At 67.0% G+C, this 23,930-nt stretch carries 17 protein-coding genes and 1 tRNA gene; 6 read left to right on the forward strand and 12 right to left on the reverse strand.

Annotated features, from left to right (window positions below):
• Position 1: 1 nt before the first annotated feature.
• From E7V67_023120 to E7V67_023140, 5 genes are read left to right on the forward strand one after another with little or no spacing between them, the layout of a single operon-like run.
• Complete coding sequence (locus E7V67_023120; protein ID WUR12552.1) at positions 2-565, forward strand: aminodeoxychorismate/anthranilate synthase component II; 564 nt, start codon at positions 2-4, stop codon at positions 563-565.
• A gap of 10 nt (positions 566-575) precedes the next feature.
• The gene (gene trpD / locus E7V67_023125) at positions 576-1,613 is read left to right on the forward strand and encodes an anthranilate phosphoribosyltransferase (protein WUR12553.1); all 1,038 of its coding nucleotides are present in this window, start codon (positions 576-578) and stop codon (positions 1,611-1,613) included.
• A 1-nt stretch (position 1,614) separates the two neighbouring features.
• A complete protein-coding gene (locus tag E7V67_023130) occupies positions 1,615-2,358 on the forward strand; it encodes a LysE family translocator (GenBank protein ID WUR12554.1) in 744 nt (247 codons plus the stop codon).
• Positions 2,359-2,370: 12 nt separating this feature from the next.
• On the forward strand, positions 2,371-3,171 hold the full coding sequence (trpC, locus tag E7V67_023135) for an indole-3-glycerol phosphate synthase TrpC (protein ID WUR12555.1): 801 nt from the start codon (positions 2,371-2,373) through the stop codon (positions 3,169-3,171).
• A gap of 2 nt (positions 3,172-3,173) precedes the next feature.
• Entirely contained in the window at positions 3,174-3,662 is a 489-nt protein-coding gene (locus tag E7V67_023140; GenBank protein WUR12556.1) for a DUF1579 domain-containing protein, read from the forward strand.
• A gap of 107 nt (positions 3,663-3,769) precedes the next feature.
• Here the strand turns inward: E7V67_023140 and E7V67_023145 are convergent, their stop codons facing one another.
• The 7 genes from E7V67_023145 to E7V67_023175 all read right to left on the reverse strand — a co-directional run bounded on the left by E7V67_023145 (position 3,770) and on the right by E7V67_023175 (position 12,241).
• On the reverse strand, positions 3,770-4,942 hold the full coding sequence (locus E7V67_023145; protein ID WUR12557.1) for a GGDEF domain-containing protein: 1,173 nt from the start codon (positions 4,940-4,942) through the stop codon (positions 3,770-3,772).
• Between the two features lie 7 nt (positions 4,943-4,949).
• On the reverse strand, positions 4,950-6,794 hold the full coding sequence (locus E7V67_023150) for a M61 family metallopeptidase (GenBank protein WUR12558.1): 1,845 nt from the start codon (positions 6,792-6,794) through the stop codon (positions 4,950-4,952).
• The gene (locus tag E7V67_023155; protein WUR12559.1) at positions 6,794-7,363 is read right to left on the reverse strand and encodes a nucleotidyltransferase family protein; all 570 of its coding nucleotides are present in this window, start codon (positions 7,361-7,363) and stop codon (positions 6,794-6,796) included. Before E7V67_023155 ends, E7V67_023150 begins: the two co-directional genes overlap by 1 nt.
• Complete coding sequence (locus tag E7V67_023160; protein ID WUR12560.1) at positions 7,363-9,576, reverse strand: xanthine dehydrogenase family protein molybdopterin-binding subunit; 2,214 nt, start codon at positions 9,574-9,576, stop codon at positions 7,363-7,365. The genes E7V67_023155 and E7V67_023160 overlap by 1 nt, the downstream gene beginning before the upstream one ends.
• Positions 9,577-9,586: 10 nt before the next feature.
• The gene (locus E7V67_023165) at positions 9,587-10,045 is read right to left on the reverse strand and encodes a (2Fe-2S)-binding protein (GenBank protein WUR12561.1); all 459 of its coding nucleotides are present in this window, start codon (positions 10,043-10,045) and stop codon (positions 9,587-9,589) included.
• Between the two features lie 99 nt (positions 10,046-10,144).
• Positions 10,145-10,870 carry a DsbC family protein gene (locus tag E7V67_023170; protein WUR12562.1) on the reverse strand — a complete coding sequence of 242 codons (726 nt, stop codon included), beginning with the start codon at positions 10,868-10,870 and terminating at the stop codon, positions 10,145-10,147.
• A 150-nt stretch (positions 10,871-11,020) separates the two neighbouring features.
• Complete coding sequence (locus E7V67_023175) at positions 11,021-12,241, reverse strand: UbiH/UbiF family hydroxylase (GenBank protein WUR12563.1); 1,221 nt, start codon at positions 12,239-12,241, stop codon at positions 11,021-11,023.
• A gap of 202 nt (positions 12,242-12,443) precedes the next feature.
• On the opposite strand from E7V67_023175, the gene E7V67_023180 reads away from it, so the two are divergent.
• Positions 12,444-12,519 (forward strand) — tRNA-Phe (locus E7V67_023180).
• Between the two features lie 115 nt (positions 12,520-12,634).
• On the opposite strand, the gene E7V67_023185 is transcribed toward E7V67_023180, so the two are convergent.
• The 5 genes from E7V67_023185 to E7V67_023205 all read right to left on the reverse strand — a co-directional run bounded on the left by E7V67_023185 (position 12,635) and on the right by E7V67_023205 (position 23,824).
• Entirely contained in the window at positions 12,635-15,220 is a 2,586-nt protein-coding gene (locus E7V67_023185) for a beta-1,3-glucanase family protein (GenBank protein WUR12564.1), read from the reverse strand.
• A gap of 278 nt (positions 15,221-15,498) precedes the next feature.
• A complete protein-coding gene (locus tag E7V67_023190) occupies positions 15,499-16,524 on the reverse strand; it encodes a substrate-binding domain-containing protein (GenBank protein ID WUR12565.1) in 1,026 nt (341 codons plus the stop codon).
• 137 nt (positions 16,525-16,661) lie between these two features.
• On the reverse strand, positions 16,662-17,321 hold the full coding sequence (locus E7V67_023195; GenBank protein ID WUR12566.1) for an SCO family protein: 660 nt from the start codon (positions 17,319-17,321) through the stop codon (positions 16,662-16,664).
• Positions 17,305-18,636 carry a selenium-binding protein SBP56-related protein gene (locus E7V67_023200; protein ID WUR12567.1) on the reverse strand — a complete coding sequence of 444 codons (1,332 nt, stop codon included), beginning with the start codon at positions 18,634-18,636 and terminating at the stop codon, positions 17,305-17,307. Before E7V67_023200 ends, E7V67_023195 begins: the two co-directional genes overlap by 17 nt.
• A 43-nt stretch (positions 18,637-18,679) precedes the next feature.
• On the reverse strand, positions 18,680-23,824 hold the full coding sequence (locus E7V67_023205; GenBank protein ID WUR12568.1) for a RecQ family ATP-dependent DNA helicase: 5,145 nt from the start codon (positions 23,822-23,824) through the stop codon (positions 18,680-18,682).
• Positions 23,825-23,930: the final 106 nt, after the last annotated feature.

The following is a 23,930-nucleotide window of genomic DNA, read 5'->3' on the forward strand; positions in this document are numbered from 1 at the left end:
CATGCTGCTGATGATCGACAACTATGACTCCTTCACCTACAACATCGTGCAGTACTTCGGTGAGCTGGGCGAGGACGTGCGCACCTTCCGCAACGACGAGATCACGATCGAGCAGATCGAGGCACTGAACCCGGACCGCATCTGCATCTCGCCGGGACCGAAGGCACCGGCGCAGGCGGGCATCTCCGTCGAGGTGCTGAAGCACTTCGCCGGCAAGAAACCGATCCTGGGCGTATGCCTGGGCCACCAGGCCATCGGCGAGGCGTTCGGCGGCAAGGTAATCCGCGCCAAGCAGGTCATGCACGGCAAGACCTCGGCCATCGCCCACACGGGCGTCGGCGTGTTCGCCGGCCTGCCCAGCCCCTTCACGGTGATCCGCTACCACTCGCTGGCGATCGAACGCGCTTCGCTGCCCGCCTGCCTGGAAGTGACGGCATGGACCGACGATGGCGAAATCATGGGGGTGCGGCACAAGGACTTCGATATCGAAGGCGTGCAGTTCCACCCCGAATCGATCCTGTCCGAGCATGGCCATGCCCTGCTGAAGAACTTCCTCGTCCGCTAAGGAGCGCACCATGCCGATCACCCACCAGGAAGCCCTCGTTCGCTGCATCGAACACCGGGAAATCTTCCACGACGAGATGCTGCACCTGTTCCGCCAGATCATGAGCGGCGAGATGTCGCCCGTGATGGTCGCGGCCCTGACGATGGGCCTGCGCGTGAAGAAGGAAACCATCGGCGAGATCACCGCCGCCGCGCAGGTCATGCGCGAGTTTTCCACCAAGGTGCCGATGGCCGACACCACCAACCTGCTCGACATCGTCGGCACCGGTGGCGACGGCGCGCATACCTTCAATATCAGCAGCGCGGCGATGTTCGTCGCCGCCGCCGCCGGTGCGCGCATCGCCAAGCATGGCGGGCGCAGCGTGTCCTCGTCATCCGGCAGCGCCGACCTGATCGAATCGCTGGGCGCCAACATCAACCTGAAGCCGGAGCAGATCGCGCAATCGATCGCGCAGACGGGCATCGGCTTCATGTTCGCCCCGAACCACCACGCCGCCATGAAGCACGTGGCGCCGGTGCGGCGCGAGCTGGGCGTGCGCTCGATCTTCAACATCCTGGGCCCGCTGACCAATCCGGCCGGCGCGCCGAACATCCTGATGGGCGTGTTCCACCCCGACCTCGTCGGCATCCAGGTGCGGGTACTGCAACGCCTCGGTGCCCAGCATGCGCTGGTGGTCTACGGCCGCGACAATATGGACGAAGTGTCCCTCGGCGCCGGCACGATGGTGGGCGAACTGGTCAACGGCGAAATCCGCGAATACGAAATCCATCCGGAAGACTTCGGCCTGGCGATGATCGCCAGCCGCAACCTGAAGGTGGCCGACGCCGCCGAATCGAAGCTGAAGGTGATGGAAGCGCTGTCCGGCGCACCCGGTCCCGCCAGCGACATCGTCGCCCTGAATGCGGGCACGGCGCTGTATGCGGCAGGCGTCGCCTCCTCCATCGAGGATGGTCTGGCGAAGGCACGCGCGGCCGTCAGTTCCGGCGCGGCGGTGGCGAAGCTGCAGCAGTTCGTCGAAGTCACGCAAACGCTCGGCGCGAGTAACTGAGATGTTCGGCATCCACGACCTGACGTTGTTCATCGTTTCGGGTCTGCTGCTGAACATCATGCCGGGGCCCGATTCCCTCCTCATCATGACGCGCAGCGCCACCCAGGGCTGGCGCGCCGGCTGCGTCACCGCGCTGGGCATCGGTGCCGGCACGATGGTGCACGTATTCGCGGCGGCCGTCGGTTTGTCGGCGCTGCTGGCCACATCCGCCACGGCGTTCAATGTGGTCAAGTGGGTTGGCGCGGCGTATATCGTGTGGTGCGGGATCGGTATGCTGCGTGCCAAGCAAAACCCGGAAGCAAAAGCCGGGGTCAGAAAGGAGTGCTCGCATGCATGCGAGCACCGCTGCGCAAGCAAGGAGCGATGCTCCTTGAAACCCCTGCTCCGCCCCGACGGGTCTGACCCCGGCCTTACGCCGTTGGGTGGAAAGCCTGTATCGATGCTACGCATCTTCGCGCAGGGCTTCCTGACCAACGTCCTGAACCCGAAAGTGGCACTGTTCTTCCTGGCCTTCGTGCCGCAATTCATCAGCGCGGACGCGCCCAACAAGCCGCTCGCCTTCGTCATCCTGGGCTGCATCTTCAATTTCAACGGCATGTTGTGGTGTAACGGCCTGGCCGTCTTCACTGCTTTTGCCAGCGCGCGCCTGAAGGTCAAGCCGCGCGTGGCGCTGTGGCTGAACCGGGTAACCGGCGGCCTGTTCCTGATGCTGGGCGCGCGCCTGGCGCTGGCCGAACGCAACTAACCGATCGAATCCATGTCCGATATCCTGAACAAAATCCTGGCCGTGAAGGCCGACGAAGTGGCGGCGGCGAAAAAGCACCGCAGCCTGGCCAGCCTGCGCGACGAAGTGGAGCGCGACACCGCCTTGCGCGCCGGCCTGCGCGGCTTCGAGGCCAGCCTGCGCCGCCGCATCGCCGCCGGCCAGGCCGGCGTGATTGCCGAAGTGAAGAAGGCGTCGCCGTCGAAGGGCGTGCTGCGCGCCGATTTCCAGCCGGCCGCCATCGCGGCCAGCTACGAGAACGGCGGCGCGGCCTGCCTGTCCGTGCTGACGGACGAGCAGTTCTTCCAGGGCAGCGCGCAGTACCTGGAGCAGGCGCGCGCCGCCTGCGCCATTCCCGTTCTGCGCAAGGACTTCATGGTCGACATGTACCAGATCTACGAAGCCCGCGCGATGGGCGCCGACTGCATCCTGTTGATCGTGGCGGCACTGGACCACGGCCTGATGGCCGAGATGGAAGCCTGCGCGCACGAGCTGGGCATGGACGTGCTGATCGAATCGCACGACGGCGACGAACTGACGGCCGCGCTGAAGCTGAAGAGTAACCTGATCGGCATCAACAACCGCAACCTGCGCACGTTCGAGGTCAGCCTGGACAACACGCTGAACCTGCTCGACCGCATTCCGCAGGAGCGCATGGTCATCACCGAGTCCGGCATCCTGAACGGCGCCGACGTGGCGCGCATGCGCGCGGCCGATGTGCATGCCTTCCTGGTCGGCGAAGCGTTCATGCGCGCCGCCGATCCAGGCGCCGAACTGCGCCGGCTGTTCGCCTGACCATGGCGCTGCCACTCGACCCCGCCGCGCCGCGCGACTTCGACTTCATCATCGGCGACTGGCAGGTGCGGCACCGCCGCCTGCACTCGCGGCTGACCGGCTGCACCGACTGGGAAACGTTCGACGGCTGGTCGTCCACCGTGAAGACCTTGGGTGGTTTCGGCAACCTGGAAGACAACCTGCTGGCATTCCCCGACGGCGCTTTCCGCGCCATCGCCGTGCGCTCCTACTGCCGCGAGGCCGGGACGTGGTCGATCTGGTGGCTGGACGGGCGCAACCCGACGGCGCTGGACGTGCCGGTGACGGGACGGTTTGCCGACAACGTGGGCCTGTTCTATGCCGAGGATGTATTGAACGGCCAGCCGATCCGCGTGCGCTTCACCTGGCTCGCGCAGCCCGGTGCCAACCCGCGCTGGGAGCAGGCGTTCTCGAACGATGGCGGGGAGAGCTGGGAGACCAACTGGACGATGGAGTTCGTGCCGGCTGCGTGAACCCCGGGGTCTGTCCCCGCAGGGGACTGACCCTGAAGTTTGTCACCAACGTCAGCGAAGCGCGAGCAAACTTCGGGGTCAGTCCCGCAGGGACAGACCCCGGCTCATCAGGCGCTGGCGCGGCGCTCCTCCTGCTCCGCCAGCTCGATCCGATCCCGCCCGTTCGCCTTGGCGCGGTACAGCGCCTGGTCGGCCGCTTCCAACAAATCGTCCAGCCGCTGCCGCGGATCGGTCTGCGCGGCGATGCCGATGCTGGCCGTGCAGATGGGGATGCCCGTTTCGCAGGCCGTGCGCAGTGCCACCTGGATGCGCTGCGCGACCGCCGCCGCCAGCTCGATGTCCGTATCCGGCAACAGCACGATGAATTCCTCGCCGCCGAAACGCGCCAGGTAGTCCGACTCGCGCAGCGCGGCGCCCACCAGGCTGGCCGTGCGCACCAGCACCTTGTCGCCGACGCCATGGCCATGGGCGTCGTTGACCGCCTTGAAGTGATCCAGGTCGATCGCCAGCAGCGCCAGCGTGCGCGGGCGGCGCCGCAGCCGCGCCAGCTCGCGCGTATACGCGGCGTCGAAGCCGCGCCGGTTCAGCGCGCCCGTCAACGGATCGCTGGCGGAGCGGCGTTCCAGCGTGAACTGCAGCCGCTTGGTCGCCACCATGATGAAGCCGACCGACAGCAGGATCGGGACCATGGCCGTGATCACCAGATAAGCTCCCTGCAGCGCGCCCGGCTGGGTCAGGTCGACGGTCGGTGCCGGCACCACCAGCGCCAGCGCGCCCCGTACGGCGACCAGCAAGGCGTTTACGCCCACCAGCATGGCCAGGAAATACGTGGCGAAATGGCGCCGGCCATGGCGCAGCACGAGCCACAGCTGCGTGCCGTTGATGACCGTGAGCGGCAGCGCCATCCACGTGACGCGGGCCGTGTAGCTGGGCACCACGAACAGCCAGTACACCATGCCCACCAGCGCAAAGCCCAGTGCGCCGCCCAGCATGCGCCAGCCCTGCGCACGGCCGTAGAACGCCTGCAGGCCGAGGGCGCACAGGCCGTTCCCCAGCACGAACAGCAGGTTCGCCACCGGCAGCACGAAGCCGTCCGGCAGCGTGCCCTTGAAGCTGTAGCAGGCCGTGGCCAGCACCTGCACGGCCAGCGCGGCGCCCCAGTGGCCCAGGCCTTGGATGTCGGCCGGGAAGCTGCGCCGCACCAGGAACAGCACGGCGCTCATGACACCGCACATCATCGACGCCATCAGCACCAGGCTATAAGGGTCCAGCAGCTTCATCCAGCGCTCAGCCTCCGCGAGCGCGCGGCAGCGCCGCGCGCGTCATCGTCGGCCGCGGCACCTCCAGCTTGCGCGCCGCGTCGATCGCCAGCGTGATGCCGGGCACGCGGTCGCCCTGCAACTGCACGGCGAACGTCATCAACTCGTCGCGCCGGAACGCGTGCACCTGCACGGTGTCGCCGACCCGGTAGCGGCCCAGCAGGCCCTCCAGGTTGGACGGATTGCCCGTCACGCGCAGGCCGTCGATCGCCACCAGCAGGTCGCCCGCGGACAGGCCGGCGAGATGCGCCGCGCCGCCTTCGTGCACGGCGGACAGCTTGCAGTCGGCGCCGTCGCGGCCGATGTTGGCGTCCAGGCTCGGCTTGTCGCCCTTGCGCTCGTCCGTGTACTTGACGCCGAACGGCGCCAGCAGCTTGGCCAGCGGCACGTCTTCCGTGCCGCGGATGTATTTTTCAAAGAAGGGCTTGAGCTTCATGCCGCTGATCTCGTCGAACAGCGTTTCCACCTCGGCGGGCGTGACGCCGCGCCGGCCGTCCGGATAGAAGTCGCGCCCAAAGCGCTGCCACAGCGCCAGCATGATGTCGTCCAGCGAACGCTGGCCCGCGGTCTTGGTGCGGATCGTCAGGTCCAGCGCCAGGCCGACCAGCGAACCCTTGGCGTAATAGCTGACGATGGCGTTCGGCGCGTTCTCGTCCTGACGGTAGTACTTGCCCCAGGCGTCGAAGCTGGAATCGGCCACACTCTGCCTGGTGCGGCCGGCGCCGCGCAGCACGCTGCCGATGGTCTTGCCCAGCGCTTTGTAATACTGCTGTTCCGTGATCATGCCGCTGCGCACCAGGAACAGGTCGTCGTAGTAGCTGGTGAAGCCTTCGAACAGCCACAGCAGCGGCGTGTAGTTCTCCACCTGCAGGTCGTACGGCGCGAACACGGCCGGCTTGATGCGCTTGACGTTCCAGGTGTGGAAGTACTCGTGGCTGCACAGCCCCAGGAACTTGACGTAGCCCTCGTTGCGTTCCTTGCCGCGCTGCGCCGTCGTCGGCAGGTCGGCGCGGGCGCAGATCAGCGCCGTCGAGGCGCGGTGTTCCAGGCCGCCGTAGCCGTCGCCCACGGCGAGGGTCATGAACACGTAGCGCTCCATTGGCGCGCGCTTGGTCTTCGGCTCGAAGAAGGCAATTTGCGTTTCGCAGATCGCCTTCAGGTCGGCGCACAGGCGTTCCATGTCCAGGTTCGGCACGCGGCCCGTGATCACGACATCGTGCGCCACCCCATGCGCGGTAAAGGTGGCCAGCGCGAAGTCGCCCATCTCGACCGGGCTGTCGATCAGCTCATCGTAGTCGGCCGCGACGTAGGTGCCGAAGCCGTAGCGGCGCGCCTTCAGTTCGGGCAGCGCCGTGGCCACGCGCCAGGTGCGCGCCGCCTCGTGTTCCGGCTGGCGGATGTCGACCACGTGCGGCACATCTTCCTGTCCGACCACGCGCAGGAACACGCTGGTGCCGTTGAAGAAGCCGTGGGTCTGGTCCAGGTGCGCGGCACGCACCGACAGGTCCCAGGCATACACGTCGTACACGACCACCAGCGGTCCGGCCACGGGCGGCGCCTGCCACGAGTGCTTGTCCAGCTTCATCAACGGCACCGCGCGGCCTTCGGCCTCGGCGCGGATCTGGACGATATTGCGCGAGAACTCGCGGATCATGTAGCTGCCCGGGATCCAGGCCGGCAGCGCCAGCACCTGGCCTTCGGCGGCAGGATGCTGCACGGTCAGCGTGACCTGGAACAGGTGGGCCGCCAGATCCTTGGCGGCGATGGCGTAGGCGATGGCCGGGGCCTGGCCGGTGGTTTTTTTCTTTTTCATCATAGATCGGTTGGCGTGTCGATATCGAGCAGGATGCCCGGATCGTCCACGCACACTTCGTTGACTGGGTTGTTGCTGACTATACCGCGCGCGCCGCGGTCTCCGGACAGCGCGAGCAGTTCGGGCATGTGTCGGCGGCCGAACGCCACCGGGTTGCCCCGTTTATCCTGGTGGACGGGCACCGCGATCGGCGCGCCCTCCAGCACGGCCTGGCGCAGCGCGGCGATCGTGGCCGGCCGCACGTGCGGCATGTCGGCCAGCGCCACCACCCAGCCGGCAGCCTGCTCCGCCTGCCGCAAGCCATGCACCAGCGACGCGGCCATGCCGCTATCCGCATCAAAGCAGCGTGTCACCTCGCAGCCTGCTGCGGCCAGCAGTGCCGCCGTGGCATCGTCGTCGGCCCGCACCACCGCGATCACGCGCGGCAGCGCGGCCAGCAGGTGCCGCGCGCTGGCCGCCGCCACGACGTCGCCGCCGGGCAGCGGCTGCAGCAGCTTGTTGCGCTGGCCCTGCGGATCGAAGCGGCGACCGCGGCCGGCCGCCAGCAGGATGCCGACAATGCCGGCCATCACACCTTGACGGCCGTGGCCAGGTCGAACGGCAGCTTGCGCAGCCGCTTGCCCGTCAGCCGGTACACGGCATTGGCGAACGCCGGCGCCAGCGGCGGGAAGCCCGGTTCGCCCATGCCGGTCGGCGGCTGGGTGGACGGCACGATGTGCACCTCCACCTTCGGCATGTCCGGCATGCGCGCCATCGTGTAGTCGGACAGTTGGCTTTGCTCCACCATGCCGTCCTTCAGCGTGATGGCGGCGCCCGGCAGCGTAGTGCCGACGGCCATCAGCACGGCGCCCTGCACCTGCGCCTCGATCGTCAGCGGGTTGACGGCCTGGTTGCAGTGCACGCCGGCGGTGACCGTGTGCAGCTTCGGCACGCCCTTCTCGACGGATGCCGTGACCACGTAGGCGACCACCGTGCCGAACGACTCGTGCAGCGCCACGCCGTAGGCCTGCCCTTTCGGCAGCTTCTTCGTGCCGTAGCCGGACTTGCCGACCGCCAGGTCCAGCGCCAGGTGGTGGCGCTGGTGGTCCGCCGGGATCAGCTTCTTGCGGTACGCCACCGGGTCCATGCCGGCCGCGTGCGCCGCCTCGTCGATCAGCGTCTCCATCACGAAGGCGGTATGGGTCGAGCCGACCGAGCGCCACCACAGCACCGGCACGTTGGCCTGGGCGTTGTGCACCGTCAGGTTCAGCGGCACCTTGTACGGCTCGCCCATGCCTTCGACCATCGTATTGTCCACGCCGTTCTTGACCATCATCGGTTCGAACGCCGAACCGGTGATGATCGACTGGCCGACGATGGTGTGGTCCCAGCCGACGATATTGCCCTTGCCGTCCAGCCCCAGCGCGGCGCGGTGCACGTGCGCCGGGCGGTAGTAGCCGCCCTTGATGTCGTCCTCGCGGCTCCAGATCACTTTCACGGGACCCTTACCGTAAGCCTTGGCGACATTCACCGCCTCGACGATGTAGTCCGACGACGGGGTGGCGCGCCGGCCGAAGCCGCCGCCCGCCATCATCGTGTGCAGGGTCACCTGCTCCGGCTTCAGGCCGGCCGTCTTGGCGGCGGCCGCCTGGTCCATGGTCTGGAACTGGCTGCCGGCCCAGATCGTGCAGGCGTCGCCCTTCAGGTCCACCACGCAGTTCAAAGGCTCCATCGGCGCGTGCGCCAGGTACGGGAACTCGTAGACGGCGTCGATCTTCTTCGGTGCGGCGGCCAGCTTCGACGTGTCGGCCTGCTTCGCCACCGTGCCCGGCTTGGCGGCCAGCGCGCGGAAGGCGGCGAACTGCTTGTTCGTATCCACCTTTTCGACACCGCTCGTGTCCCAGTCGATCTTCAGCGCGTCGCGGCCCTGCTTGGCCTGCCAGTAGCCGTCCGCGATCACGGCCACGCCCTCCGCGCCCCGGTCCAGCGGCACCCGCTCGACGGCCACCACACCGCGCAGCGCCTTCGCCGCGGCCGCATCGACCGATTTCACCTTGGCGCCGAACACGGGCGGCCGCGCCACCAGCGCGACCTTGGTGCCTTCGGGTTTGAAATCCATGCCGAACTGCTGGCTGCCGTTCGACTTGGCGCGTGCGTCCAGGCGCGGCATCGGCTTGCCGATGAAGCGGAAGTCCTCGACGTTTTTCAGCACGACATTGGCGGGCACCGGCTGCTTCGAAGCCGCTTCGGCCATCTCGCCATAGGTGGCCTTGCGTCCGCCGGGTCCCGTCAGCACGCCGTTCGCGGCCTTGACCTGGTTCGGCGTGGTGCCCCACTGCTGCACGGCCGCGGCCACCAGCATGGCACGTGCCTTGGCGCCGACCTCGCGGTACTGCACCCACGAGTGCGCGACGCTGCCGCTGCCGCCGGTGATCTGGATGCCGAACGCCGGGTCCTTGTAGGCCTCGCCAGCCGGCGCCAGCGCGCCGCGGATCTGCGACCAGTCGGCGTCGAGCTCCTCGGCGATCAGCATCGGCAGCGCCGTGTGCACGCCCTGGCCGAATTCGAGCCGGTTGACCGTGACGGTGATGGTGTTGTCCGGCGCGATCCGCAGGAACGCATTGGGCTGCTGCGCCGCTTGCGGGATGCCGGCGGCGCGTGCCATGCGGCCGCCGCCCGTGAACGTAAAGCCCAGCACCAGGCCGGCGCCCGCCGCCTTCATGAAGCTGCGGCGCGAAACACCGGTCGCCGCACCGCTGGCGAGCGTCGCCAAACCGTCCTCCTTGAACCATTCCTTGCGCATGCGAGTCTCCTCAGGCCAGGGTCTTGGCGGCATCCTTGATCGCCGCGCGGATGCGTTGGTAGGTGCCGCAGCGGCAGATATTGCCGGCCATGGCGTTGTCGATGTCGGCGTCGGTGGGCGCCTTGTTGGTGCGCAGCAGCGCGGTGGCGCTCATCACCTGGCCGCTCTGGCAGTAGCCGCATTGGGGCACGTCGTGCCGCACCCAGGCGTCCTGCACGGCCTTGCCGACCTTGTCGCTTTCCATCGCCTCGATCGTCGTGATCTTCTGGCCCACGGCGGCGGAGATCGGCGTGATGCAGGAGCGGATCGGCTGGCCGCCCAGGTGCACGGTGCAGGCACCGCACAGCGCGGCGCCGCAACCGAACTTGGTGCCGGTCATGTTCAGGTTGTCGCGCAGGGCCCACAGGATAGGGGTTGCCGGATCGGCCTCGACTTGCATGTCGCGGCCGTTGATGTTCAAGGTCACCATTGAAATACTCCTGTTATGGATGAGCAAACGGCGCGCTCGATGGCGCGCCGGTTCCTGCGGGTCTGGCTGCCCGCTCTGTTCCGATGTGGCGGATGCTGCTTACTGCTTGATCGTTGCGAGCTTCGCTTCCAGTGCCTTGATGTCGATCGCGCCCGGAATGCGGGTGCCGTCGGCGAAGAAGACCGCCGGCGTGCCGTTGACGTTGAGCTTCTGGCCCAGCGCGAATACCTTGTCGTTGGGCGTGGTGCAGTTCGCGGGCGCGGCCGGCGCCGCCTTGTTGTTCAGCATCCAGTCGTCCCAGGCCTTGGCGCGGTCGGCCGAGCACCACACGTTCTTCGACTTGACCGCCGAATCCGGCGACAGGATGTTGTACAGGTAGGTGTAGATCGTGACGTTGTCGACCTGGTTCAGCGTCTGCTGGCGGAAGCGCTTGCAGTAGCCGCAGTTCGGGTCCTCGAACACGGCGATGACGCGCTTGCCGTTGCCCTTGACGGTCTTGATGGCCAGATCCAGCGGCAGGTCGGAGAACTTGATCCTGTTCAGGTCATCCAGGCGGGTCTGCGTCAGGTCCTCGTTCGTCTTCAGGTTGAAGACGTGGCCGACGATCAGGTAGGAGCCCGTCTTGTCGGTATAGCGCACCTCGTTGCCGACCCGGACTTCGTACAGGCCGCCGTAAGGCGTTTCGCGGATCGAGTCGATCTTGACGTTCTCGCCCAGCTTCGGCTCGACGTTCTTGCGGATGGTCGCCTCGACGCTGTTCTGGGCGCCGGCGTGGCTCAGCGCCAGCAGCGATGCGATGGCGAATACGGTTTTCAGCAGTTTCATAGGATCTCCGGAATCGGACAGGCCCCGTGCGCCTTGCGGCGCCCGAGACATCTTGTTGTTGGTTTGCGTGACGTGCACCGACCAGCTTGCATCAATTATGCATCGCAGTTGTGCTGATATTGTGCGGAATTTGTCTGCCGGCCGAATGCTTCAGTGCCTGCCGAGCGCATGCGACATCAGCTGCCGTTTCACGATCGGTAATTTATCCAGCAAGTTTAGCCCCAAATTGCGCACTACGCGTACCGGTTCGAGGTTGGCCGTGAATAAACGGTGCAGGCCGTCGGTGGTGACCTGCATCGCCAGCACCTCTTCCTTGCGCGCACGGGCGTAGCGGGCCAGCACGCGGTCGTCGCCGATCGAGCGGTGTTCCTCGCGCTCGGCCACGGCGCGCACCAGGTCGCGCACGTCGCCGAAGCCCAGGTTCATGCCGTGCCCGGCCAGCGGATGCACGACGTGGGCCGCGTCGCCGACCAGCGCCACGCGCTCGGCCACCAGCGAGTGCGGCCGCATCAGGGTCAGCGGGAAGGCGCGCACCAGCTCGGGCTGGACAGGCGTCAGCTTGCCCAGCTTGGGCGCCGCGAATTCGGCCAGCCGCTCGGCCAGCGGCGGCGCGCCTTCGCTGCACAAGGTGTCGGCCAGCGCATCGGGCGCCGACCACACCAGCGAGACGCGGTTGCCCGGCAGCGGCAGCAAGGCGACGATGCCGCGCGTGCAGGTGAACCACTGCAGCGCGGCGCCGTGGTGCGGCAGCTCGCACTCGAAATTGGCGACGACGCCCTTCTGGTTATACGGCTTGTAATCGAGGCCGATGTCGCACTGGCCGCGCACCCACGACTGCGCGCCGTCCGCGCCGACCACCAGCGCGGCGCGCAGCGCGCTGCCGTCATCGAGCTCGATGGTGGCGCCTTCCTGGGTCGTGCGCAATGCGACGGCACGGCCGCTGACGGCGTGCACGTTCTGGGCGAAGCGCAGCGCGGCGTCCAGCGCCTGGTTCAGGTTGCGGTCCTCGACGATCCATGCCAGCGTGTCCGCATGGGCGCCGTAGGCGTCGAAATTGATGTGGCCCGGCTGTTCGCCATCGCCCTTGACGATCATCGCATCCACCGGCGCGACGCGGGCGGCGTCCATCGCACCCCATACCTTCAGCGACGACAGCAGCGCCTGCGCGGTATGGTTGAGCGCATACACGCGCACGTCCCAGCTGGGCTCCAGCCCATCCGGCGGCGTGACCGGCGGCGGCCCCAGCAGCGTGACGCTCTGCCCGGCCTGGGCGAACGCGAGGGCGGCCGTCTTGGCGATGGCGCCGTTACCGACGATGCAGACGGCCGTCTGCACGTGCTGCTTGCTGGGTGGGGTGGATGATTTGTTCATCCGTCCATTATAGCGACCGTGGGCCATGGACGGCATCCCGATGGCCCGGCGCGGGCAGGCGACGGGCCGGAGCTGGCGGGAAGGTGGTTTGTTGCGATAAGCAACATGCCGCCGCCATGGTCATTGCTGCCACGGCAAATATCTCGGCAGATGCTCAATCACTATTGCAAACCTGCATTTGCCTGCTATAATGCGGCCTCTTGGCCTGGTAGCTCAGTTGGTAGAGCAGAGGACTGAAAATCCTTGTGTCGGTGGTTCGATTCCGCCCCGGGCCACCAAGAATTCTTGCAAACGCCACCCTCGGGTGGCGTTTTGCATTGGTGCGCCCATAAAAAAACGGCCCGTCCAAAGAACGGGCCGCGAAGTACCACCTGGAACTGCTTACTTGGCGACTTACTTGCCGATCGTGTAGGTCACGCTGACCGGCGCCGGCGTATAGATCGACGGGCTATGGCCGCCGACATCGTCATACGAGAACCCATAGGCCAGGCCGTTGTAGCTGTGCTCATGCCAGAATTTGGTGAACCAGTTGGCGATCGAGCCGGCGGGATAGAAGTACGCCGCGTCGTACCAGCGTTCGTTCGGCTGCTCGGCGACGTGGCGATTCAACGCGGCGCAGATCTGGGCTTGCAGCTGGAGCTGCTTGTTGTACTTGTCCGTGCCTGGCGTGGTGCCGCGCGCATCGTCCAGCAGGCCTTTGCCCAGCAGGACTTCCTGCGTGGTCGGCTTGCCGTAAATCTTGTAGGTATCGATGCCGTCGGTGAAGGTCAGCACGTCGTCCGGCCCCACCCGACCCGTGAACGTCGGCCAGTCTCCCACTTTCATGACCAGGTCGCGGGAACGGTACATATTCCAGATTTCGTCGATGTACGCGTCCAGGTAGCCGGCATTCGGGCCCTCGGCATTGAAGGTGGCATGGGCCGGCGCCATGATGCGGGTCGGCGCGTACGGCGCCTTGGCCAGGGCATGGAACTCGGGCGGCGTTTCCAGGATGAAGCGGGCGATCAGTTCGTCCCGCGTTTCCTTCAGCGTTTCGCCCACCGTGGCGTCGTAGCCGTCCAGGCCCTGCACGCGCAGGCGCAATGGCAGGCCGAACATATCGACGCGGGTGGTATTGACGAAGATGCCGGGGTAGTCGCTGGCGGGGCGTGGACGGTTGATATTGAACTCGCCGAAGTCGAACTGCACATCGAGATTCGGATCGGTGCTGTTTTCCAGGTTCGGGCCGGCATAGCCGGTGTTGCCATTGATGTCGCGGTTGATCTGGACCATCACAGGCTTGCCCACGCTCATATAGATGCGCGCCGACTGGATCGGTGGGATGACGATCGACTTGGCCTGCGCCAAGGTGATGGCATAGTTGGCATAAGGCTTGTCGCGGTTGGGTACGGGCACGGTGTTGTCCGCTTCCGTGACGGGAACCAGCCTGCCGCTGGCATCGGCCCGCACGAACTGGCCGGTAGCCCAGTCCTTGCCGATGATGAACCAGTAGATCTGGTCGTCGCGATACTTGCCGCCGGTGCCGTTCTCGATGTTGAACACCGTCTTGCCGTCCCACGCCGATTCGGCGTTGCTGGTGATCTTGTAGTCGGCCGAGACGACCGGCGACTCCCTGCCGTCCTTGACGGCGATCGCCTTGAGCGTATAGGTGTCGCCCTTGACCGGATCGATGGCGAACCAGACCGCGCCGTTGAACTGCGGCGAGGCCGCCGTCGGCAGGCTGCCGTCGGTGGTGTAGTGCACCGTCGCGCCAGTGGTTTCTGTCAGCATGTTGACGGCGATCCTGCTTGCATAGCTGCCGCTCGCATGCGAGAAGGTCGGCGCGGCCACCGGGCATTGCCGCGGTTGCGTATCGCAGGCCGTTTGCACGTCGAAGGTCAGGCTGGCCGGGCGCGAGGCCTGGCCGTCCGGCCCGATGGCGATCGCGCTGATCGTCACGGCCGAGTCGATGCTCAACGGCGTGCCACTATAGAGCCGCGAAGCTGCCGTCGGCGCCTTGCCGTCGAGGGTGTAGTAGATCCTGGTGCCGGCGACGGCGCCAGTGCCCAGGCCCAGCGTGACCTGGGTGCCGGCGGCAACCTTGCCGCCCACGGCCGGGTTGAACACGGGCTTCGGCACGGCGCTCGGGCAGTCGCCATCGCCGCACAGCATGTACTCGAACCAGGCCGAATCCGTGTTGCCGCCGCTGGCCGCTGTGTAGGTGAAGAAGTAGGAAATCTTCGAACCGGCCGCGATCGGGCTGATGGTCGGGCCGTTCCAGCGCTGCGCGGCCGCATCGTAGACCATGTTCTCGTCGCGCTGCGCGCCCTTGACGCCAGCCTTGGTGGTGACGAAGTAGTGGACGATGTTGGTGCCCGGCGTCGTGGGCGGCTTGTTCCAGATACGTGCCGTCGAACCATCCTCCGCCACACCATGGACCAGGCCCGCCGCACCGACCTGGTAGACCGCCGTGGCCACGGGCGACATGGCGCCGTCCTTGATGGCGATGGCCTTGATCGTCTTGCCTGGCGCCGCCACGGTGATCGCGCCGCCATACGCAGCCGAGGAAGCTGTCGGAGCGCTGCCGTCCACGGTGTAACGGATCGTCGCGCCGGCCGTGGCGCTGGCCAGTGTCACGTTCTGGGTGGTCGTGTAGTTGCCCGGTGCTGGCGTGAAGACGGGGGCATCGACCGCTAGACCGACGACGCTGGAAGCCCACGGCGTGTCATAGGCGAGACCTGCCTTGGTGTAGGTGAACGAATGATTGACGGTACGGCCAGCGCTGGCGGGCACGTCCAGTTCGTACCGTGCGCGGGCCGCGTTGTAGGTCATGAACACGTTTTGCTGGGCCCCGCCATCGACGTTGTAGTGCGCGATGCTCTGGGTGATGCCGGCGCCCTGGAACCACAGTACCGTCCTGGCGTCGACGATGGCGACGCCCGCCGTGTAATCCGCGGCTTTCGCGGGCTGGACGAATACCATGGCCAGCAGTGCCAGCATGGCAAGCACCAGCCTTCGGCATGGATCAAAATATTTGCTGTGCATATGAATGTCTCCTGAGTTTTCTCGCCGTTCGCTTTGCTGCTGTTCGGGGAAGTCATGGCCGTCACGACGCCTGCCGCGAAGGCATGCCAACAAAACCGGCGGCGCAATGCCGCCCTTGAGAAAGGCACCGCCGCTGGGAGCGGTGCGATAACGCGAACGCGATGACCTGCGCTGGATGAACGAAGCCGCCAGCGCGGCCCCGGTGGAAAAGCAAATGCTGCTCTCGGGCGCTGCTAGTGACGCACGCGCCGGGTCGACTCCCTGACGACAAGCTCCAGGGGCGGCGCGGCGATTTCGGCGCTCTCCCCCGCAATCAGTTTCAGCATGGCCTGCGCGGCCAGCCTGCCGATCTCGTACACCGGCTGGCGTACGGTGGTCAGGGGCGGCATCAGGTACGTGGAATTGGGCAGGTCGTCATAGCCGACCAATGAAATATCGTCGGGCACGCGCAGGTTGCGCCGGTACAGCGCGAGCCGGGCGCCGTAGGCCATCTGGTCGTTGGCCGCGAAGACGGCGGTAAAGTTCTGGCGCGATTCGAGCAGCTGCCCGATGGCCAGCATGCCGCCGGTTTCCATGAAGTCGGCCGGCACCACCAGCTCGGGCACCAGTGCCAGGCCGGCATCGGCATGGGCCTGGCGATAGCCGCGCAGGCGCTCGTTGGCGTCCGGATGGTCGGCCGGACCGGAAATGAAGGCGATGCGCGTGTGGCCCAGTTCGATCAGGTGGCGCGTGGCTTCGCGCGCACCCTCGAAATCGTCGACGTCCACGCTGGCCAGCCGCGGGCCGCTCAGCTGGCGTCCGGTCACGACAATGGGCAGGCGCTGCGCGTAGTCGAGCAGCTGCTCGTCGCCCAGGCGCCCGGTCAGGACGATGACGCCATCCACGCGGCGCCCCTGCAGCAGGCGCATCTTCGCTTCTTCCTCCGCCAGGTTCCAGTGGCCGCTGACGAACAGGGGCGAGTAAGGCGTGCGGCGCAAGGCGTCCTCGATGCCGCGCAACGCTTCGCCGTAGAACGGGCTTTCGATGAATTGGGTCAGGACGCCGATGGTGTAGGTCTGCCCTTTGGCGAGGCTGCGTGCCATCGCGTTGGGCTGGAAATTGAAGCGGGCGATCGTCTGCTCCACCGCCAGGCGCTTGTCCGCGCTGACCTTTGCGGTGCCGTTGAGGATGCGTGACACCGTACTCGGCGACACCCCGGCCTCGCGGGCGATCAGCTCGAGAGTCACGGCGGGCGCGGCGGTGTCGGCATCGGTCAACATGGGTTTCAATATATCGGGATTATGAAAGCGCTGTCAAACGCTTTCTCTGGAAATCTGCACGGGCAGCCCCAATTTCCTGAAAGCGCTTTCAACCTCATCGAGCGTTTGCCCGTGTGTACAGGACGGGGGAAACCGCGCTAGCGTTCCATCAGCAGCGTCTGGATATCGGTGAAGATCACGTCCGGCATCAGGTAAGCGGTCGTATAGATCTCCCGCACCCGCCCGCGCGCGTCGATCAGGAACACTTTCAGCAGGTGATTGTAGAAGCGCGTGGGACGCCCCTGCGCATCCACGTTGACCGAGACGTCCTGGCCGAAGCCGTCGATGATCGGCCGCAGCTCGGCTGCGCTGCGCGTCGTCAGGAAGTGCCAGCGCAATGGGCTGCCGGGCGCGGCGAGGTTGCCGGCGTAATGCCGCAGTGCCGTCGGCGTGTCGTTGCTGGGGTCGAACGACAGGCTGACGAAGCGCACACGCCGGGCCATTTCCGGCTTGGCCAGCAAGCGGGTGCGCAGGTCGGAGAAAGTCTGGAACGCCAGCGGACAGCCGACGGGATCGACACAATACGTGTAGATAAAGCTGAGCAGCGTCACCTTGCCCGTCGTGTAGCGGCGCAGCGGCCCGGCCGTGCCGTCCGATTCCAGCACCGCGCCATCGGCCGCCGGCTGGATCGATTCGAGCCGGTAGCTGCCGGGCGCCGGCACCGTGAATTGCTGGCGCGGGGGACTGGCCGCCAGCGCGTGCGCCAGGCCCAGGCCGGCCAGCGCAGCGCACAACAGGACGTCAGCGCGCCGGCGCACCGCGGTCCGCGATCGCGGTGCCGGAAATGGCCGCGACGCCGCCAGGCTTGGCCGTGAACTTCATGTGGTGGGCGCGCCCCAGCCCTTCCTTGGTGAAGTCGATCTTCCACTGCTCGCGCAGCTCCTTGCCGTCCCAGCTGAACAGCTTGAGGAACTGCTCGTTGTCGTTCCCCTTCTTGTCCCAGTTCGCCAGCAGGCTGCTGGTCACGTAGACGCGCTTGCCGTCCCAGCTCTGGCTGACCATGTTGACCTGCTTGCCGGTCACCTTTTCATAGACCTGCTTCGGCGCCGCCGGATTGGTCAGGTCGAACAGCCGCGTCTTGCCATCCATGAAGGTGTTGACCCACAGGCTCTTGCCGTTGGCGGCGATCGAGATGTCGACGGGCAGCGGGATCTTGGCCGGGTCGCCGATCGGGGCCACGTCGCGCGCCTGCCACTCGCCCCGTTCGTCCTGCTTGATCAGCCACAGCCTGGACGTCAGCGCCGAGGCCGTGATGGCCCAGTTGTCGCCTTCGTTCAGCGACCAGCGGATTTCCAGCGGCGCACCCGGCGTGCCCAGTACCTTCGTCGGCTTCATCGCCTTGAAGTCCCACACGACCATCGTGTTGCCGAAGTTTTTCATGGCGGCGGGGTCGGCCATCAGCTTGCCCAGGTCCATCATGTAATTCTTGTGGCCCGTGAAGCTGGAGGTCAGCATCACGTTCCTGTTGGGGTTGACGGCGATGTCGTAGCCGTAGCCATCGGCCTGTACGGCGCCCGGCAGCGCGGTCGGGATGGCGTGGCTGGTCACGTAGTCGCCCTTGTTGTTATACACCACGATGCCGGTCGCGCCGCCATGGTCGCGCGCGTTCGACAGGGTGCCGATCAGCATGCGGCCGGGGATCGGGTAAAACGTGTGCGGGCCGACGAAGCCGCTCTTTCCCGGCAGGTCCGAAATCGTCTTTACCAGCTTGGGCCGGGCGGGATTGGTGCCGACATCGAAGACGAAGATCTTGCTGTCGTCCAGGCGGCCGGCCCACAGGTAGCGGCGGTCGTCGGTAAAGCCCATGTGATGGGCCTCGCCCCGGCCACCGACGGATACCACGTCCACCACCTTGCCATACTTTGGCGAACGGGGATTGACGTCGACTGTAACGAGCTTGTCCGCACCGTCTCCCAGGCCGGGCACGCCCAGGGTCCAGACGTGCAGGTAGTCCTCCTGGCCCTTGATCAGGTTGGCCATGTAAGGGGAGTTGCAGGTTTCGTCGGCCGTCGCCGTTGCCATCGGCAACAGCAGGGCGACGAGCCAAGGAAGCAGACGACGCGACGTTTTCATGCGCATTCTCCCCGCGGTTAGAGTGAATCGATTATAGGCACGGTCAACGCTCGAACACCAGCTCGGGCATGACGATTTCCCAACAGTCCCGTTGGCAGCGCACCTGGAATTCCGGCGCGTTGTCGCACTTGCGCCAGACCAGCACCGCGCGCACCCGCGCGAGCACGCAGCGCATGCCGGCCGGTGGCTGGAAGCTCTTCGCAAACCGCCCGACGATCACGCCGCCCGCCTCCAGCCTGGCCCCCTGTTCGTCGTCGACGTAATCGAGCGGGTCGCCCACGCGCAAGGCGGCGATGGCGCGGTGCACCGGACTGTTGGCCTCCTTCCAGCCCGCAAAGCTCAGCTTCAGGTCGCGCTGGCCCGGCAGGCAGAAGCGGCGGGCCAGCGGGCCGGGGGCGGGCAGCCACGAGGTACGTGCCCGGCGCACCAGGCAGGCATGCTCGCCCAGCGCGTCGATCATCGGGTTGCCCGGGTCCATGCGGGCCAGCGTCAGCGTCGACCTGGCGCGCGTCATGGCGACGTAATACAGGCGCCGGGCCGCGTCGGGGTCCTCGCCCTGCCCGCCGCGCCAGTCGCCATCGAGCACGAACACATGGTCGAACTCCAGGCCCTTGGCGCGATGCGCCGTCAGCAGCAGCACGCCGCCCTGCTGCTGGCGGCTGGCCCGGCCCCATTCGGCCAGCCACTCCTGGAAGCGGGCCAGCGACACTTCCGCTTCCTGGGTGTCGGCGGCAAATGCGTCGACCGCCTCGCGCAGCACGGGCCACCAGGGCGAGTCGTCGCGCTGGGCCAGCCAGGCCCGCAAGTCGTCCGTCTTGAGCAAGCGCTTGCCGTTGGCCGCGCAGTGCGCGTCCAGATGAGCCAGGAACGCCTGGGTTTCACGCAGGCGCCACAGCGACGGCGCCTCCTCGTCGGCCATGCTGACCGGGATGCCGGCCGCTTCCAGGGCCGCGCGCACCGGGTCGAGGTACTTCCATTGGCGCGCGATCAGCGCCGTGCGGGCCGGATCGAGGCCGAGCGCCAGCATGCGCTTGAGCTCCGTGTAGATGGCCAGGGCCTGCTCCTGCGCGTCCTTCCCGGCCGGCAGCACCTGCACCCGGCCCTGGGTCACCGGATCGACCTGCTGCCAGGCGCCGCCGGCTGGCGCGTTGGCGCGCCGGGTATCGACACGGATCGCCTGCTGTTTCATGCGATCCCCGGCACGGCCAATCACCAGGTTGGCCGCCGCGACGATGTGCCGCGTGCTGCGATAGTTCTCGACCAGCTGCTCCTGGCGCGCCTTGTAGTCTTCTGTATAGCGGCGGATGTACTCGATCGACGCGCCGGCGAACGCATAGATGTTCTGGTCGTCGTCGCCGACGGCGAACAGGTTCAGGCGCCCGTCCTCGTCGCTGCGCTTGCGGCCGGCCAGCGCGGCGATCAGCGCATATTGACCGGGGCCGATGTCCTGGTACTCGTCGACCAGGATCCAGCGGAAGCCGGCCAGCAGCCGGTCGCGCTGCGCGTCGGCGTCTTCCGGCGGCAGGCCGCGCCCTTCCAGCAGCGCGGTCGCCTCGGCCAGCACGGCATCGAAGTCGCCTTCCTCGCCGCCGCGATGGACGAAGCTGGTGCCCACCAATCGCATGGCCAGGGCGTGGCAGGTCAGCACGGTGACGCCTCGCGCGTCGTCGCCGATCAGTGCGGCCAGGCGCTTGCGGATCTCCAGGGCCGCGTGGCGGTTATAGGCCAGCGCCAGCACTGCCTGCGGATTCTCGCGCCGCATGCGGATCAGGTAGGCGATGCGATGGACCAGCACGCGCGTCTTGCCCGCGCCCGGGCCGGCCAGCACCAGTACGTTGACGCTCTCGCGATCGTCCGCCACGATATTGCGCTGGTGCGGCGCGGCCAGCGTCTCGACGATGTCCTTCCAGGACTGCGGCGTGGTCTGGCGCGCCAGTTCGGGTTCCCTGCCCGGCAGCCAGCGCCGGCAGAACTCCTCGCGCTCGTACTGGAAATAGTCCAGCGCCAGCTGGATCGCGTCCGCCATCTGGCGCAAGCCCCGCTCGGCGTATTCGGCCATGATGTGGATCTGCCGGGTCAGTTCCTCGTAATGCTGCGCCAGCGGCAGGTAGTTGCTCTTCTCGAATTGCAGTTTCCAGTTGCTTTCCAGGTGCAAGGTCATGGCCGAACGGAAGATCGTCAGCCCCTTGTTCAGCCGCAGCACGTCCTGTTCGTGCAGCCACAGCAAGGCGCGGTCGACCAGCTTGCGCAGGTCGGTCGTCGCGGCGGCCAGCAGTGCGTCGCCGGCCACGCTGGCGGTGAGCTGGCCCACCGTGGTTTCCGCCAGCTGGTCGACGCCGCGGGCGCCCTGCGGCAGCGTGGACAGCCAATGATCGAGCAGCCGTTCGGCGGCGTCGCGGCGCCGCTCCGCGATCTGCTCCAGCCGGGGCCAGGGCCGGTTGAGGAGCACGTGCAGCGTTTCCGGGTCGGCGCCGCGCTTCAGGGTCAGGCTGCCCTTGCCGTCGCCGCCGTCGCGCCCGTCGCCCGCCAGCCCGGCAATGACCTGGCGCACGCGCTGCGGCAGCACCGCGTGGCCCTGGTCCTTCAGGCGTTGCGTCAGCAGCCGCAGGTGCAGCGGCGCGCTGTCGCCGACGCCGAAATCCGGTGCCTCCTCCTTCAGCGCGGCGATCACGGCCGCTTCCAGGACGCCGGCTTCGCGCAGGCGTTTTTTCGACGAGTTTTCCACCCCCACGTGGACGAAGGCCGTCATCGCCATGTCGTTGCTGGCGATGCCCAGGCGGTCGAACAGGAACAGGGTCTCGCGCAGCAGGTCGGCACTGAAGCCGCAGGCGGCCATCAGTTCGTCGGTGGACAGGCCCTCGTCGGCGCCCGCCGCCAGCAGCAGCTCCACCAACCGCATGCAGCGCTGCCGGTAAGCCGGCTCGAGATCGCCCAGCAGCCGCTCCGCCTCGTCGCGGTTCTTCACGCGCAGCGACGACGGGAAAATCTGCACCGCGTTTTCCTCGCGCCGTACCAGCCCGGCTTCCTCCAGCCAGGCGACGGCGGTCCGGACCCTCGTGTCGTCGGTATTGCCGTCGCGCTTGAACTTGCCCTCTTCATCCTCCTCCAGGATCTCGGCAGGCGTGGCCACCAGCACCTGGTCGCGGTCCTTCTTGCGCTGCAGCTGGCGCAGCGCCCGCAGCACGCCCTGGATATCGCGCCGCGACAGGCGCGACGCGGCCGACATGCCGTGCTGGCGCTCCACGTCGTCGGCGCAGTACAGCAGCACGCTGCGCGCCTGCGCGCGATCGCGTCCGGCCCGCCCCGCCTCCTGCAGGTAGTTTTCCAGCGAGCCGGGAATGTCCGCGTGCACGACCAGCCGCACATCCTGCTTGTCGATGCCCATGCCGAAGGCATTGGTGGCCGCGATCACGCGCAACTCGCCCTTGATGAAGGCCTGTTGCGTGTCCTTCTTCAGTTCCGGCGGCAGCTTGGCGTGGTAGGGCGCGGCGGCCATACCCTTGTCGCGCAAAAAATCCGCCAACGCGCCGACCTGCTTGCGGGTGGCGCAATAGACGATGGCGCCATCCCTGGTATGCGCCGGCAGTTCCCGTTCGATCAGCGCGGCCACATGGGCAAACTTGGTGTCCTCGGTGGTTTCCAGCACTTCGAAGTCGAGGTTGTCCCGCTTGGCGCCGCCGTCGAACAAGCGCAGTTCGATCCCCAGCTTGTCGCGGAAATGGCCGACGATGTCGGCCACCACCTCGGGCTTGGCCGTGGCGGTCAGGCACTGGATCAGTGGCATCTCCTTGCCGGGGCTGGCCTCGACGCTTTCGCGGATGAAGCGCGCCACGTAGCGATAATCGGGCCGGAAATCCTGGCCCCATTTCGACAGGCAGTGCGCTTCGTCGAAGATCCAGGCACCGACCTCGCGCTGCGCCAGCACCTTGCGCACGCTCTTGTTGCGCAGCTGCTCCGGGGCGATCAGCAGGATGCTGACGTCGCCCAGGCGTACCCGGTCGAGCACATCCGCGCGCTCGGGCATGGACAGCAGGCCGTTGATGGCCGCGCAGCCGTGGATGCCGCGGGCGCGCAGTCCATTGACCTGGTCCTCCATCAGCGCCACCAGCGGCGAGATGACGATGGACAGGGCCCCGGTGCGCACGAAGCGCGACAGCGCGGGCACCTGGTAGCACAGCGACTTGCCGGTGCCGGTCGGCAGGATGCCCAACGCATGCTCGCCGCGCATCGCCGCCTCGACGATCTCCTGCTGCAGCGGACGGCCGCTGGGGCCGTACACCGGCTCCGGCCGGAACGTGTATCCTGGGCCGAACCAGTGCCGCAGCTGACGCAGCGAGTCATGTTCGCGCTCGCACCAACGGCAAGCCGGCGAACCGCACGGCGTGTCGCGCAGCCGCCGGATCAGCCTTCCCGTTACAGGGAACTGGTACCGTACCCACGGCGGCATGACCGAATCGCCGCCCGCCACGGAGATCCACGCCAGCGCATAGGCCAGCGGCCAGGCATGGTCACGCGCGCGCGCGACCAGGTCGGCGCCCGCTTGGGCGCAGCCGGCATCGGCCAGCAGGCGCCGCAGGGCCGCCTCGGCGTCCGGCGCGTCCGGTCTTGGCGCCCCGCGTACCTCGGTAAAGAAGTGATCCAGGCCGCCCACGCCGCGCCGCTCCGTCGTCAGCCAATGCCATGCCAGCAGGAGGTCCGGCGACTCGCCGGCCATCTTCGTCAGGCTGTCGACCTGGTCGGCGAACACCTGCAGCGCCAGGCCCGCATCGAGCAGGGGGTCGTTACGGCAGTTCCCCAGCAAGCTGCCGTCGTGGTAATGCTTGACCAGGTGGTGGTAGGGGTTGCGCGGGAACGCCAGCGGATTCAGGCGCAAGGTATCGATCGCATCCTTGGCCAGCAGCCGCAGGGTGGGCTGGGCGGCACGCAATTGCGGCAGGTCGAAGGCGATCAGGTTGTGCCCAAGCACGTAGCTGGCCTCGTCGGCGAGACCGTCGAGGGCGCGCAACGCCTCGGGCAGCGTCCCGGGCGGGAAGGCGACGTCACGGCGATGCTTGCCGTGGACGCCGGCAAACCGGTGAATGCGCCCGCTGTCGCGGCCGACCTCGAGGTCGATCGAAACGACGCAGGCCGCGATCGGTTCGGGGCCGTCGGCTGGCCAGGCATGCAGGTTGAGCGTGGCGGAGGACATGGCAGAACTATGTCCCGATTAATTGAGCAATGCAACATTTGGAGATGTATCAGCGCCGGTTTATTTGTACCAGCCGCCGATGCCTCAGTTAATATAACGACAATAA

This window comes from [Empedobacter] haloabium (assembly GCA_008011715.2).
In the GTDB taxonomy this organism is placed as follows: domain Bacteria; phylum Pseudomonadota; class Gammaproteobacteria; order Burkholderiales; family Burkholderiaceae_D; genus Rugamonas; species Rugamonas haloabia.